The sequence below is a fragment of the Cyanobacterium sp. IPPAS B-1200 genome, assembly GCF_001747005.2.
In the GTDB taxonomy this organism is placed as follows: domain Bacteria; phylum Cyanobacteriota; class Cyanobacteriia; order Cyanobacteriales; family Cyanobacteriaceae; genus Cyanobacterium.
Window position 1 is genome coordinate 1,432,306 of sequence record NZ_CP182899.1, and the last position, 13,109, is coordinate 1,445,414.

The 13,109-nt window shown below is 38.3% G+C and carries 15 protein-coding genes; 8 read left to right on the forward strand and 7 right to left on the reverse strand.

Translation table 11 applies throughout. The features are described from left to right. Nucleotides 1-13: 13 nt before the first annotated feature. Nucleotides 14-1,186 (reverse strand): hypothetical protein, encoded by a 1,173-nt coding sequence (locus A5482_RS06590; protein ID WP_069790160.1) that lies wholly within the window; start codon nt 1,184-1,186, stop codon nt 14-16. Nucleotides 1,187-1,294: 108 nt separating this feature from the next. After that, nucleotides 1,295-1,390: a cytochrome b6-f complex subunit PetL gene (gene petL, locus A5482_RS06595; protein WP_069790161.1), complete on the reverse strand. Its 96-nt coding sequence runs from the start codon at nt 1,388-1,390 to the stop codon at nt 1,295-1,297. A 99-nt stretch (nt 1,391-1,489) separates the two neighbouring features. Between petL and aroB the strand changes: the two genes are divergently transcribed. The 3 genes from aroB to A5482_RS06610 all read left to right on the forward strand — a co-directional run bounded on the left by aroB (nt 1,490) and on the right by A5482_RS06610 (nt 5,138). After that, nucleotides 1,490-2,575 carry a 3-dehydroquinate synthase gene (gene aroB / locus A5482_RS06600; RefSeq protein ID WP_069790162.1) on the forward strand — a complete coding sequence of 362 codons (1,086 nt, stop codon included), beginning with the start codon at nt 1,490-1,492 and terminating at the stop codon, nt 2,573-2,575. 94 nt (nt 2,576-2,669) lie between these two features. Then, nucleotides 2,670-4,292, forward strand: coding sequence for an MFS transporter (locus A5482_RS06605; RefSeq protein WP_069790163.1), 1,623 nt, complete (start codon nt 2,670-2,672; stop codon nt 4,290-4,292). Nucleotides 4,293-4,373: 81 nt separating this feature from the next. Next, nucleotides 4,374-5,138, forward strand: a complete 765-nt coding sequence (locus tag A5482_RS06610) for a hypothetical protein (protein WP_069790164.1) — start codon at nt 4,374-4,376, stop codon at nt 5,136-5,138. Between the two features lie 64 nt (nt 5,139-5,202). Here A5482_RS06610 and dprA read toward each other — a convergent pair whose 3' ends face one another. Then, nucleotides 5,203-6,381 carry a DNA-processing protein DprA gene (gene dprA, locus A5482_RS06615; protein ID WP_069790165.1) on the reverse strand — a complete coding sequence of 393 codons (1,179 nt, stop codon included), beginning with the start codon at nt 6,379-6,381 and terminating at the stop codon, nt 5,203-5,205. Between the two features lie 8 nt (nt 6,382-6,389). Continuing rightward, nucleotides 6,390-6,833: an Rrf2 family transcriptional regulator gene (locus A5482_RS06620; RefSeq protein ID WP_069790166.1), complete on the reverse strand. Its 444-nt coding sequence runs from the start codon at nt 6,831-6,833 to the stop codon at nt 6,390-6,392. A 171-nt stretch (nt 6,834-7,004) separates the two neighbouring features. Between A5482_RS06620 and A5482_RS06625 the strand changes: the two genes are divergently transcribed. Then, entirely contained in the window at nt 7,005-7,376 is a 372-nt protein-coding gene (locus A5482_RS06625; RefSeq protein WP_069790167.1) for an AbrB family transcriptional regulator, read from the forward strand. Between the two features lie 38 nt (nt 7,377-7,414). Here A5482_RS06625 and A5482_RS06630 read toward each other — a convergent pair whose 3' ends face one another. The 3 genes from A5482_RS06630 to scpB form a co-directional block, all read right to left on the reverse strand. Beyond that, nucleotides 7,415-8,170, reverse strand: coding sequence for a hypothetical protein (locus tag A5482_RS06630; RefSeq protein ID WP_069790168.1), 756 nt, complete (start codon nt 8,168-8,170; stop codon nt 7,415-7,417). 312 nt (nt 8,171-8,482) lie between these two features. After that, the gene (locus A5482_RS06635; protein WP_069790169.1) at nt 8,483-8,809 is read right to left on the reverse strand and encodes a DUF760 domain-containing protein; all 327 of its coding nucleotides are present in this window, start codon (nt 8,807-8,809) and stop codon (nt 8,483-8,485) included. A gap of 71 nt (nt 8,810-8,880) precedes the next feature. Beyond that, on the reverse strand, nt 8,881-9,369 hold the full coding sequence (scpB, locus tag A5482_RS06640; protein WP_069790170.1) for an SMC-Scp complex subunit ScpB: 489 nt from the start codon (nt 9,367-9,369) through the stop codon (nt 8,881-8,883). Between the two features lie 44 nt (nt 9,370-9,413). On the opposite strand from scpB, the gene def reads away from it, so the two are divergent. From def to A5482_RS06660, 4 genes are all read left to right on the forward strand, one after another. Further along, nucleotides 9,414-9,890, forward strand: coding sequence for a peptide deformylase (gene def, locus A5482_RS06645; protein WP_069790171.1), 477 nt, complete (start codon nt 9,414-9,416; stop codon nt 9,888-9,890). Nucleotides 9,891-9,911: 21 nt separating this feature from the next. Continuing rightward, a complete protein-coding gene (gene lptC / locus A5482_RS06650) occupies nt 9,912-11,027 on the forward strand; it encodes an LPS export ABC transporter periplasmic protein LptC (RefSeq protein WP_069790172.1) in 1,116 nt (371 codons plus the stop codon). A 126-nt stretch (nt 11,028-11,153) separates the two neighbouring features. Continuing rightward, complete coding sequence (locus A5482_RS06655) at nt 11,154-11,804, forward strand: hypothetical protein (protein WP_069790173.1); 651 nt, start codon at nt 11,154-11,156, stop codon at nt 11,802-11,804. Between the two features lie 105 nt (nt 11,805-11,909). After that, nucleotides 11,910-13,052, forward strand: a complete 1,143-nt coding sequence (locus tag A5482_RS06660) for a radical SAM protein (protein ID WP_069790174.1) — start codon at nt 11,910-11,912, stop codon at nt 13,050-13,052. Nucleotides 13,053-13,109: the final 57 nt, after the last annotated feature.

Here is a 13,109-nt window from a genome sequence, read left to right on the forward strand (position 1 = left end):
TTTTTATAAAAAATTACAATTGAGACAGCAAATCTTGATAATAGTCTTGTCGGTGGTTAATTTCTTGGGCGATTTGTAAAGCCCTCGTAAAAGAGTTTCTCGCCTCGGCAATATTTTGTTTTTGTTGATGAATTATCCCTATTTGCTCATGGGTTCCCATTAATCCAAAATAATCATAAGCCTGTTGTTGCAATTTTATTAGTTCATTATAAACAACTAAGGCCGAATCTAATTGTTCATATTCTTGATATAGATTTCCTAATCTTTTGAGGGCTTCACTGGCGATCGCAAATTGTCCTTGCGCCCATGCCGTATTAAAAGCCTCCTGATAAAAATTTGCCGCCTCCTCTGGATTATCCAACAACCGGTAATTATCCCCCGTGGAAATTTCAACTAACGCTACAGCCCTCAAATTATTATTGCGGACATGATTCGCAATCAACTGCTTATTATATTCCACAGTATTTTCAGGGAGTAACATCGCCCCATTAATTTGAGATAACCTTCTCAGGTAATTAGACTCCGCCAAAAAATTTCTATCTTCCTGAGCAAAAACCAACAACTCCTCATAAATAGGCTGTGCATTTAAATAATCAAACTTGCTTAAATATAAACTACCCAAAGCCTCCAAATTACTTATTATTTCCTCCCGATTATTTTGCTCTCGGGCAACTTCCAATAACTGTTTTCTCAACAATGCCGACTTATCAACATCCCTCAAACCTTCATAGGCTTCCAAAAAATAAGATAAAAGCTGAGGATTAACCCGATTATTAGTAGTATTTTGAGACTGTAAAGCAGATAATCTCTCACTCAAAAAATTAACATCATCACCCCTACCCCTCTGCCAAGCTAACGCACCAACCTCAGCAATGATTTCAACTTCTTCCCTTACCCCCAAAAAGCGACTTAGCCTAATTTGACGATACCAAATCTCAAACGCCTCATCCTCATTACCCAATTCCCATTGACTTTGTGCCGACTGATTCAACTCCTCCAAGGCGATGGTGAGGGCTTGTCTCTCCTCCTGAGTTAAATTATTTCTTCTTGGCAACAATTCATCCCTGACATTGTTATTGATGGGATTAGCCCTCCTGCTTTGGGCAAAAACAGGGCTAGAAACGGAAGATATAGTTAACAATAATAGTAACCAAGAATAGATAACAAAACCTTTTTTAAGGAACATGGTATATGTAGGAAAATTTAAACCGTTACCTATTATAGTCTTTTGCAAAAATCTTCTAAGTTGAAAAATAAAAAACCCTATCTGGTGTCATAGATAGGGTCATAGATTTTATAATAATTTTAAAGCACGGAAACCATAATATAAACCAACCGCAGCCACGGTGAAACCACCGATGATGCCAACATAAGCAATTACACCAGACATATATAAAACTCCTTTAGTAAAATGGATAACCCATATATTGTACAATGAACTGTTAAGTCAATCATAAGTTATGGTAGCTCAGTCTCTTTATTATTAACGATGCACTCAATCATCCCTGTAAAATTACCCCAAAATGCCTACGAAATCCACATCGCTACTGACGGATTAAGAGAAATTGGGCAGAAAGCAAAGTCTTTAAATATTGGTAAGAAAATTTTAGTCATTTCTAACCCTGAAATTTTTGACTATTATGGGCAAACTGTGATAGATGCTTTTACGAAACAAGGATATGAGGTTAATTATCATCTAATTCCCGCCGGAGAAAGTTATAAAACCCTTGATTCTATTGCTCAGGTTTATGATAAAGCCTTAAGTTTACGCTTAGAAAGAAATTCAACCATGGTAGCTTTGGGGGGCGGTGTCATTGGAGATATGACGGGGTTTGCTGCTTCTACTTGGTTGAGAGGTATTAATTTTATTCAAATTCCCACTTCTTTACTGGCCATGGTGGATGCTTCGGTGGGGGGCAAAACGGGGGTAAATCATCCCCAAGGAAAAAATTTAATAGGGGCTTTTTATCAACCTAAGTTGGTTTTAATTGATCCTACGGTTTTAAAAACATTGCCAGAACGAGAGTTTAGGGCTGGTATGGCGGAGGTGATTAAATATGGAGTGATTTGGGATAAAGAGCTATTTTCTCGCTTAGAATTGGCAGAAACCCTTGAATCTATGGATGTTTTAAGCCCTGAATTACTTAGTTATATCTTAGAACGTTCTTGTCTTGCAAAAGCTGAGGTGGTGCGACAGGATGAAAGGGAAGGAGGAGTAAGGGCTATTCTTAATTATGGTCATACGGTGGGCCATGGGGTAGAAAGTTTGACGAATTATAATACTTTTGTTCATGGGGAAGCGGTAGCCATTGGTATGGCAGTGGCTGGAAAAATTGCTTTTCGGGCGGGTTTATGGACGCAGGATGAGTTAATCAGACAAAATGATTTGATTAAAAAGGCTGGTTTACCTCTGAATATTCCTGCAACGGTGGATAAGGAAGATTTATTGGATAGTTTGCAGTTGGATAAGAAGGTGAAGGCTGGAAAGGTACGTTTTATTTTACCCACGGAAATTGGCAAAGTAGTGATTACGGACGAAATTAAGACCGATTTATTGAGGGATTGTTTTAGGTAATGTGTTACGTTGTGGAAATGTAATATTTAATATTGGGTGTTATTTTATAATGTTTAACTCCTCGCCCTACACTAATTTTTAGGAATAAAAAAAGATGGTTGCATCAACGAATAAGACGGAAAAGTTAGCATTTACCACCAAATTGGCATTTGGGGCGGGGGATGTTGGCACTGCTTTATCTGCTAATTTATTAATTTTTTTCTTGTTACCTTTTTTTACCAATGTGGCTGGTTTAAGCCCTAGTGTGGCTGGTAGTATTTTGATGATTGGCAAGATTAGTGATGCTATTAATGATCCTATTATAGGGGTATCAAGCGATCGCACTTCAACCCCCTGGGGCCGTCGTATTCCTTGGATGATATTAGGGGCAGTGCCTTTTGTAATTTTCTTTTTTCTGATGTGGGTAGTACCTAGTTTTAGTGATAACCCTCGCACTAACAGCATTTACCTATTTATATATTATATGGTAGTGGCGATCGCCTTTCATATCTGCTATACTTCCGTTAATTTACCCTATCAAGCCCTCACCCCAGAATTAACAAAAGACTATAACGAGCGCACCAATTTAAATAGTTTTCGCTTCAGTTTTTCCATTGGTGCTAGTATTTTCTCTCTAATTTTAGCAGGAATAATATTTGATATTTATGATGGACAAGACCAAGAAAAATATCTGATTTTAGGTTTTATATCGAGCCTTATTGCCCTAGTGGCTTTGTTATGGTGTCCCTTACAACTACAAGAAAGAGGGAAAAAACCATTATTAACTAGAGATAAACGCAAAAACCTAGGATTTTTATTAATTATAATCGCCACAGTTTTAGCTATATTTGCTATTCTAAATTTTGTCAATAATAATACCCCTCAAGATATTTTTGAAGGAATAATATTTTTATTTTTTACCATTATATTAAGCGCCATGGCGTGGACATTTATCACAGGTAAAACCGAAGAACATTTACTCATCAGTGATGAAAATATAGGGAATCAAAACCAAGAGCAAATCCCCTTTTTCCGTCAACTAAAAATAGTCTTTAGCAACAAACCATTTCTGTTTGTTATCGGTATCTATCTTTGTTCATGGTTAGCCGTACAACTCACCGCATCCATATTACTTTTCTTCGTAGTCAATTGGATGGAATTACCCGAAGCAAGTTTTCCCCAAGTTGCGATCGCAGTTCAGGGTACAGCCTTAGTCATGTTATTTGGGTGGCAAATAGTCAGTAAAAAACTAGATAAAAAGATCGTTTATTTCCTTGGATCAGCCATTTGGATTATAGCCCAAATAGGGTTATTTCTCATCCAACCCGGGCAAACAGCCCTATTATATTTCCTCGCCATCCTAGCGGGTTTTGGAGTATCTGTAGCTTATCTTATCCCTTGGTCAATGATACCTGATGTAATAGATCTTGACGAACTAAACACAGGAAAAAGACGAGAAGGTATTTTTTATGGCTTCATGGTATTGTTACAAAAATTTGGACTAGCCTTGGGCTTATTCCTCGTGGGTATAGCCTTAGACGCATCAGGATTTATCCGCACCATTCCAGGAGAAGCAATTCCCACCCAACCCTCTTCTGCCCTTCTTGCCATCCGTCTAGTGGTTTCTGTGTTACCCGCCATCGTATTAGTTATGGGGGTAATTCTTGCCTATTTTTATCCCATTACTAGAGAATATCACAGTGAAATAAGACTAAAGTTAGATCAAAGAAACTCATAATAATATATTTTCGTTGAAACTTTTTATTTCTATTTACCGTCTAAAAATATTAGCTGATGATTTTTAGAATATTTTATTATTATGTTTAACTTTTCTTCCCAAAACTCAAGCAGAAAAAAAGTTTTTTCCTTGGGTAACTCTAAATCTATCATTGCCCTGATTCTTTGTGCTGGGATGATTTCTAGTACAGGAATTAGCTCAGTGGCTGCCCAAAGTAGAAACTCGAGACATTTTCGCCATGACTCTTTCCCCGGCAGAGGCATTACCCCTGTTCAAAACAATCGTAACAACAATATATCTCAGAATAGTAGATCAACCCTACCCGCAGGAACTAATGTTCCTACCATCTACGCAGAAGATAGAAACGCCACCAGAATTTATGTCACTAAAGAAGAAACTTTACCCCTTACCTTAACAGTAGATAGAGATATTAGAAATAACAATAACAATATCGTTATTCCCGTCAACAGTCGCATCAGAGGTGAAATTCGCCCCGCAAGAAACCGTAGAGGTTCTTTATTTGTGGGTAGAACTATTATTTATCCTAATGGTACCGAAATGCCCATTGACATTGAGTCTAATGTGGTAACCCGTACCGAAGTCATCGAGAGAGGAGGTAATAGTGATTCTGTGTGGCAAGGGGCTTTAGCGGGTGCTGCTGCTGCCACCTTAATCTCTGGGGTGACTGGTAACAGAGTTATTTCCACCGAGAAAATTTTAGGTGGTGCTGGTTTAGGTGCTTTGGCTGGTTTATTTCTCCGTCAAGGGCCTTCTTCTGCTGAGGTGATTTCTTTTGATACTAGAAGAGATTTAAATCTAACTCTGCGCTCTAGTTTAAGTTATTAATTGAACAATAAAGAATCGGTAATGGTTTAATTATTTCAAATGACTAATTATTCATTATCAATTCTCAATTATCCATTGTTTTTTTGTATTTCATCCCTGGCAACTGGGTAATTAGTCCATCTAATTCTAGTTGTAATAAAATCCCTGATACTTGGGCGGTGGGCATTTGAGTTTTTGTAACAATAATATCTAAGGATGTGGGTTCAGGGGCGATCGCACCATATACTATACTCAAAGGAGGAGTTAAATTAGGTTGTATGGGTGAAGGTGTAGGGCTAGAAACCAAAACATCCAAAGACTTCTCCAAACTTTGCTCAAATAACGATAACTGTTGCGGTTGGTCTAAACTAGGAATGCTCCCCAAACTAGATAATAATTCCTCCGCCGTGACAATTATTTCTGCCCCCTTATGAATCAACCTTAAACAACCCCTCGCCTGAAAATTATCAGGGGTATTAGGCAAAGTATAAACATCCCGATTAAACTCTGTCGCATAACTAGCTGTAATCAAAGCCCCCGACTTTTCTGGGGCTTCCATCACCAACACCGCTCGACACAACCCCGCCACAATACGATTACGAGCAGGAAAATTTCCCCTTTCAGGGCGACTACCATAGGCATATTCTGTCATAATTAAACCCTTTTGGGCAATCTCCCTCATCAAGTCACGATTACTAGGGGGATAAACTCGATCTAATCCATTACCCAACACCGCAATAGTTCTTCCTCCTGCATCCAAACAAGCACGATGGGCCACCGCATCGATACCCTCAGCCAACCCTGACACGATGATAAAACCATTTTGAGCCAATGCCTTACTAATATTATAAGTCCAGCGACGACCGTGTTCGGTGGGTTTACGAGTGCCGACAATACCTATCATCGGTATAGTGCCATTATTTTCTTTTTCAATTACCTTCCCTTGGTAATAAAGAATAGTAGGAGGACTAGGAATTTCTAATAATAAATGGGGGTATAAATTGTCGCTAGGACTCCAAAAAAAAGGATTCTTTTCAATGTGTTGTTGAAAAAGGGTATCAGGGTCAATTTTTCTTCTTTGTTGATCGATAGTTTCACTAAGTTTTTTACCGATGCCATCCACCCTTAATAATTCTTGAGAAGAAACTTGCCAAGCTGTTTCTAAACTATCAAAAGTTTGATCTATTTTTCTAATAGATGTTGCTCCTAATCCTTTAATATTTGACCATGCCAACCAATACTTTTTTTCTCGGTTATTAATCATTTTTCGTCCTATACGATAAAATTATTTTCTTCTCCTTGAGAAGCTTGACGACTACGCGCATCATAATACAAATCTGCTAAAGTTATACTATAAATTGCCTGTTTTATTTTTTGGTTTAATTTACGCCATAAAGCCACCGTAACCCAGTCTGTAGAGGTGTTTTGGTTATTAATACCTAAAGGCATTGATTCTAAATTTTCCCCCACTGCTTCTAGTATTTGTCCGAGGGATATTTGGTTAGTTTCATAGGCTAATTGATAGCCTCCTTGAGATCCTCGTACCGAATTTATTAGTCCTGCGTGACGAATTTTTATTAATATCTTTTCTAAATAAGGCGCTGGTATATCTTGGCGAAGGGCGATCGCCCTTACAGAAGTAGGTTTAAAATTAGGTTGTAAACTAAGATCTAATAAAGCCTTAACCGCATAATGTCCCTTAGTAGTTAACTTCATATAAAGAAAAAATATCAAAAAAACAGAGATAACATATCAAACAACAATAAGTTTAGAAATAAAATTAAAAATTGCTATTTTAGTATATTATAGATCAGAAACAAAAAGAGTTATTAGTCTTTTGTAAATCAAAAAAAAATAGCTAGTCAAAAAATAGTAAAATCAAAGTAAATGTCAAAAAAACCAAAAGCATTAACCGGAAAAGAGCTACTAAAAAAAGTAAAAAAGATGGGTGACGCATCCCGGGAAGAAAAAGCCATTGAATGCGGTTATTACACTCTATCAGGCAAACAAAAAAGAGTAAGTATGGTGAAATTTCTTAATGCTCTCATCGAAGCAGAAGGCATTAGCCTCGATAACGATGTTACCGCCGAAGCAAAAAAAAGAGGCAGAAGTGCGAACTATCGCATTAATGTACAATCCAACGGTAACTTATCCATCGGTAAAGCCTACACCGAAAAAATGGGATTAAAGCCAGGAGATGAATTTGAAGTAGTATTGGGGCGTAAAAATATTCACCTCAAACAGGTAGAGGAAGAATAAACTCCCTCCACTCACCCTTTCCCATCACCTTCCTTAGCTTAATTGGTTTTGTGTTCTTCTTGTCCTGGTAAAAAACGACTAACCTTGGCTTTAATCAAAACCTTATCCTGTTGGGCATAGCCGACAAAACGTATATAAACCAAATCCCCCTCCCTAATATCATCAGCATCTGGTTGGTGTAAATTAGGGTCAAAATTTACCCGTCGCCATGGTTGCCCAACGGGAGTTATTTCCCATCCTGCCAACAACTCCTCTAGGGGTTTTAAGAGACAAACAACACTTTTTGCGGGTAAATCTGGCTTAAACTTAACCATAATTTTAGCGGTGGGATAATTGGTAAGTAAAGACTGCAATTGCTCAAAATATTGTGTCTGTAAGTTTTGTCTTACCTCCTCTGGTAAACTTTGGCACTGTTGTGATAACACAGAATTTTGTTGCTCTAATTCCAATATTTTATTCGTCACCTGCGCCACCTTCCGAGTAAACTCTTTCTGGAGTGCTTCATATTTATCTTGGGTAGATTCTAATTCCTCACAAGAATCATTCAAATCTGACTGTAATTCAACAATATCCGTTTGGGCTTGTTTTAACTCCTCTACTTTGATAGCTAACTGCCCTTGTAAATTACTAATAATTAGCTTTTGTTGCTCAGAAATTTGTAATAACTTTTTGCGCCGAGGAGTAGAAATAGACTTATTTTCGGATGAGGTTTGACTACTCAAAAAAACCATCAAAAAAGTTGAACTTCCTAACCATAAAAATAAACCCAGAAAAAAATCCTTCACATCTAGCATCTCCTACTCCACTGACTGTTAAACATTAATTTAAACCATCTTTTAAGGTTTGTTTTTTTTCTCATCCTTTAAAATGATAATTAATGTAAATACTTTTAGGCAATAAATATTATGACCAGTGATCAATTTTTAATGTTAGTCGTACTATTAGTACCTGGTTTATCTTTATCTTTGATTGTTATGGCAGCCTTTGCAAAGGGAGGCTGACAAGTAATGGATAATTTATAATTAAACCTTGATTATATGTTATTTTCTTCGTCTAACAAGGGGTTTAAACCCCTTGCCACCAAATTAAATCAATGACAACATTGACTATTCTACAGAATCGGTATCAGAGAGATTTTCTTCTAAGGCTTTTCTTTTTTCCATCTGACAAAGAAAATAACCTGTCATCATGGCAGAAGCTAGTAAATTCGCCATATGTTGTTTATCTGTGACAATTTGCACGTTAAACCCTTCTGTGGGCAACATCCCCAATAACCCTTGTACATTGTGGGTAATAATTTCTTTTATTTCTGGGGTTGCTGATTGTGCAATTCTTTCAAGAGTTTCTGGTTTTTGTCTTTGTAAGTAATCTATTAAATTGTTGTCTAGGGTTGCATCTGATTCTCCGCCAAAGAAATTTGCGTTAAATGCCATGTACTTTTTTCCTCTATAGTAGTTCTTCTTTTGCTCAGTTCCTCTTTACCTGTTATTAATATAAACGTTTTTTAGGTTGGTAGTTGGTCAATTTCAAAATATTGATGGAATTTGTCAGTGATTTCTAACCAATATGAGCGTCCTTCTGTTTGAGGACGTTTACGAACAAAACCTAATTCTAGCAGTTCTTGGACGTGTTGATAAGCCCCGCTACCGCGGACGGTAATTAGGTCACTTTGTAGGATAGGATTGGTAAGGGCGATCGCAGCTAAAGTCCTCAGAGTGGCGGTATTGAGATCAGCAGGGACGAGGTTTTCGAGCAAATTTTGGCAACAGTTACGCAGTTGTAGGGCATATCCTGCGGGGGTTTCTACCACTTCTAAGGCACTGTCAGGGCGGTGGGCATAGTCGGACATTAATTTGATGAGGGCGGATTCTATGGCTTCTTCCTCGGCTTGGGTTAATTCTCCTATTTCTTCACAGGTGGTTGGTTTACCTTTAAGATAGAGTATCGCTTCTATTTGAGTTACTAAATTAGAATTGTTATATTCTGTTCCCATGCACAAAAGTATTTTTAGAGTTTAGCTTAATATCATACAAGCCCATGAGAGAAATTTTACAAATTGGTAGTCCTATTTTGCGAGAAGTGGCTTCCCCTGTCAAAAATATTCATGCTCCTGACATACAAGATTTAGTAGATTTGATGTTGGCAATGGTATTTGAGAGGAATGGGGTGGGGTTGGCGGCGCCTCAAATTGGCTATTCTTGTCGGCTGATAGTGGTGGCTTCCCATCCTAATGCCCGTTATCCCCATGCACCGTTGATGAAACCCATCGCCATGATTAATCCTGAGATTGTGTCTCATTCTGAGGATTTGGTGGAGGAGGAAGAAGGGTGTTTGAGTGTGCGGGGTAAAAGGGGGAATGTATTACGCTATGGGGCGATCGCCCTTAAATACTACAATAGAGATGGAGAAGAACAAAAAAAAGAATTTGATGGTTTTATTGCTAGAATCATACAACACGAAATAGATCACCTCAACGGAATCCTGTTTGTAGATCACGTCCAAGAAGCCCTTTAAACCGTCACCGTTTAACCCAAGATGTACCGAAAAATAATTCTTCTTCTTACCATTCTCTTTATCAGCGGCTGTCAAAATCAAAATCAATCCCTCGACAACAACGCCGAAAATAGTAATCAAGAAGTGCAATCAGGCATTGTCTTAAGCGATGCCACCATCGAACAATCCAACAACGACGGGGAAAACTTTTGGCGATTAAAAGTAGGCAAGGTTACTTACTCCGAAGATAACAAAAATGCCATTATCGAAGACATTACCGCCAATCTTTTACAAAATGGAGAAATCGTCCTCAAAATTAGTGCTGAAAATGGAGAAGTGCTGAATGACGGCGAAGAAATAAACCTCATGGGGGAAATCATCGGCTTTGATACCCGTAATGACATGGAAGTCCGAGGAGAAAAATTGAATTGGAAACCAGAACAAAATTACTTTACCCTCCAAGAAAATATCGAAATAATCCACGAACAAATTAGGCTCGTTACCAAAGAAGCGGAATACAACACAGCCACCCAAGTATTACAACTAAACCAAGAAATTACCGCCAATACCTCTGAACCCCAATTAAAAATCCTCGCCGATGCTCTTGTTTGGCAAGTTGAAGAAGGAATAATTAGTACAGATTTACCATTCACCATTACTCGTTATGAAGATGAGCAGGTGACGGACACCCTCAGCGCCAGTGTGGCAGAAATGGATCTCAATAACAGTATTTTGATAGTAGAAAATAACATCGAATATCAATCCCTAAATCCCCCCCTACAGGGTGCCACCAGTGCCATGCGTTGGGATTATGACCAAAGAATTATCGAAACCGATAAAATGATTCGCCTAGTGGAAGTGGATGAGGACATCACCATGACAGCAAATCAAGGCAGGATTGACTTAACGGAAAATAAGGTTTATCTGAGTCGGCAAATTTTTGGAGAATCCGTGAGTAATCAAGGGAAGTTATATGCTGATAGTGTGATATGGAATTTGGATGACCAAAATATTGATGCTCAAGGCAATGTGGTTTATCAACAGGTTAATCCCGTGGTCAATTTTCGGGGAAATAGGGCGCAGGGGAGACTACAAGATAATCAAGTGGTGGTTACTGGGCAGGGAGATAATAGGGTTGTTACAACTATTTATCCTTAAGACAATCTTTTTTTTTTGATAACCGTGAAACTTTTTCCATCAAATTTCGTCTATGCAATTAATGTCATCAGTGAAATGTTGTTTAAAAGTGGCTGCGATGACAGTGTAGTAAAGTAAAAACTAAAAATGTCTCAATTCAACCTTAATAACCAAGGTAAAACAGCGATTATTATTGCCTCCATTACAGGATTAGCTGTTGTAGGAAACAATGGTTTGGTTAATCAGTTGGCAGGTTTTCTCGATAATGCTATGGTTTCATCGGCTCAAGCCCAGATGATGCCTTCTATTACCCCTGATATTCGCTCACGGGCTATGGCGGTGGATATGTTTTTAAAACAGTCTGGGGCAAACAGTATCGCCATTGAAGGACAAAAGGCGATCGCCCTTTTTGATGGTGGCAAACAAATGCCCCTCCCCGATGGAGCCTATCGCCATGATAGCCTAATATTCACCGTACAAAATGGCATTGTCAACAGTTGTGATAGTTGTGGCAACGGCGGAGATGATGAACCTATGTGGCTTCAATATTGCCCAGGGGGAAAATGTCCTGATGAGCCTGAAGGAGAAATAATACCCCAAAGAGGTATGGAAAGAGAAAGGGATGTGCGAGGTACTTTTGAACAAATTAGTCCTGGTAATTTAAATAACCGTACTCAACCCCGTATCACCCCCAATATGACTCCTAATCGTATCCAACCTAGAATCACCCCTAATAGGACTCCAAACCGCACTCAGCCTGACAGTCCTTCTAACCAATTCCCCGGAGATCATTTTTAATCCCTAAAACTTGTAGGGTGGGCATTGCCCACCATCAGCCCATAGATTTTAGTCCCATCATTAACCCGCATTTTCCCTACAGCACTTTTTCATTGAACCCTATTTATGTATTTTGTCATTAAGCTAAGTAAACTGTGCAATCTTCGCTGTCACTATTGTTATGAGTATGACGAATTGGGAAACAAAGAAAGAATGTCCATCGGTGAATTAGAATCTTTTTTTCGTCATGTAGCTAATTATTTTGAGCATCAATCTCCCTCCGTGGTACCAGAGTTTGTTTTTCATGGAGGTGAGCCATTATTGTTACCCCATGATTATTTTCGGACTTTTTGTGACCTACAAAAAAAATATTTAGACAGTAAAGGTATTAAGTATCGCAACAGCTTACAAACTAATTTGTTTCAAGTGGGCGATCGCACCTTAGACTTATTACAAGAATTAGACATATCCCTAGGAGTATCCTTTGATGTATTTGGAGAGCAAAGGGTGGATATAAAAGGAAAAGACTCAAGGGATAACGTCATGGACAACCTGCAAAAATTGATTGACCGTAGAATGTCTTTCGGTGTTATCAATGTTTTACACGCCCAAAACATAGACTACGTTATCAATACTTTCCATTTCTTTAATAACCTTGCCATTGACTATCGTATTCTACCCATATCTAGTATGGTTGAGCCATCCCCCAGAATGCAACCGCTGATGGTTAACCATCAGCAAATAGTTCAAGCCTATCAAGCCATTGCCCTAGAACAATTTAGCACCCAAAGTAATATCAAAATATATCCTCTGCGGGATTATTTCTTGGCTGCCATGCGTTACCTCACCGAGAAAAAAGTACGTCGATTTGAACCAGCAAAAAAAGAATGGGTAGCCATCGTCAATGTTAACGGAGATATTTATAACTATGGTGAGGCTTATTTACCCCAAGGATATATGGGTAATATTTTTAGACAAAGTTTATCAGAAATTTTAAATTCCCCAGAACATCAACAAACCGTAATCATGAGGGAAAAAAGGATGGAAACCTGTCGCCGTTGTGCTTTTGATCAAAAATGTCATCAAATTCCCATAGCTGAATCTCAAAAGAGCGATCGCACCTATAATCAAAAAGGAGAGCTAGAATGTACCATCGCCAAACCCATGATTCAATTCATGATTCAACAAATTGAACAATCGCCCCAAGCCCAACTATTACTAAAATCCTATGGTATTTCCCCAGAGTTAGCCACAGAATACCAATTCTAAGTTATGAATTATTAACTTATGGTGCCAAAAAAAGTAATAGATATTATGGTGAGGTTA

What these genes read in the sequence shown, in the direction of transcription:
- A5482_RS06660 (WP_069790174.1), top strand. Translation starts at nt 11,910, where the DNA reads ATGTATTTTGTCATTAAGCTAAGTAAACTGTGCAATCTTCGCTGTCAC.
- dprA (WP_069790165.1), bottom strand. Translation starts at nt 6,381, where the DNA reads ATGATTAATAACCGAGAAAAAAAGTATTGGTTGGCATGGTCAAATATT.
- A5482_RS06635 (WP_069790169.1), bottom strand. Translation starts at nt 8,809, where the DNA reads ATGGCATTTAACGCAAATTTCTTTGGCGGAGAATCAGATGCAACCCTA.
- A5482_RS06625 (WP_069790167.1), top strand. Translation starts at nt 7,005, where the DNA reads ATGTCAAAAAAACCAAAAGCATTAACCGGAAAAGAGCTACTAAAAAAA.
- def (WP_069790171.1), top strand. Translation starts at nt 9,414, where the DNA reads ATGAGAGAAATTTTACAAATTGGTAGTCCTATTTTGCGAGAAGTGGCT.
- petL (WP_069790161.1), bottom strand. Translation starts at nt 1,390, where the DNA reads ATGTCTGGTGTAATTGCTTATGTTGGCATCATCGGTGGTTTCACCGTG.
- scpB (WP_069790170.1), bottom strand. Translation starts at nt 9,369, where the DNA reads ATGGGAACAGAATATAACAATTCTAATTTAGTAACTCAAATAGAAGCG.
- lptC (WP_069790172.1), top strand. Translation starts at nt 9,912, where the DNA reads ATGTACCGAAAAATAATTCTTCTTCTTACCATTCTCTTTATCAGCGGC.
- A5482_RS06590 (WP_069790160.1), bottom strand. Translation starts at nt 1,186, where the DNA reads ATGTTCCTTAAAAAAGGTTTTGTTATCTATTCTTGGTTACTATTATTG.
- A5482_RS06630 (WP_069790168.1), bottom strand. Translation starts at nt 8,170, where the DNA reads ATGCTAGATGTGAAGGATTTTTTTCTGGGTTTATTTTTATGGTTAGGA.
- A5482_RS06605 (WP_069790163.1), top strand. Translation starts at nt 2,670, where the DNA reads ATGGTTGCATCAACGAATAAGACGGAAAAGTTAGCATTTACCACCAAA.
- A5482_RS06610 (WP_069790164.1), top strand. Translation starts at nt 4,374, where the DNA reads ATGTTTAACTTTTCTTCCCAAAACTCAAGCAGAAAAAAAGTTTTTTCC.
- aroB (WP_069790162.1), top strand. Translation starts at nt 1,490, where the DNA reads ATGCACTCAATCATCCCTGTAAAATTACCCCAAAATGCCTACGAAATC.
- A5482_RS06620 (WP_069790166.1), bottom strand. Translation starts at nt 6,833, where the DNA reads ATGAAGTTAACTACTAAGGGACATTATGCGGTTAAGGCTTTATTAGAT.
- A5482_RS06655 (WP_069790173.1), top strand. Translation starts at nt 11,154, where the DNA reads ATGTCTCAATTCAACCTTAATAACCAAGGTAAAACAGCGATTATTATT.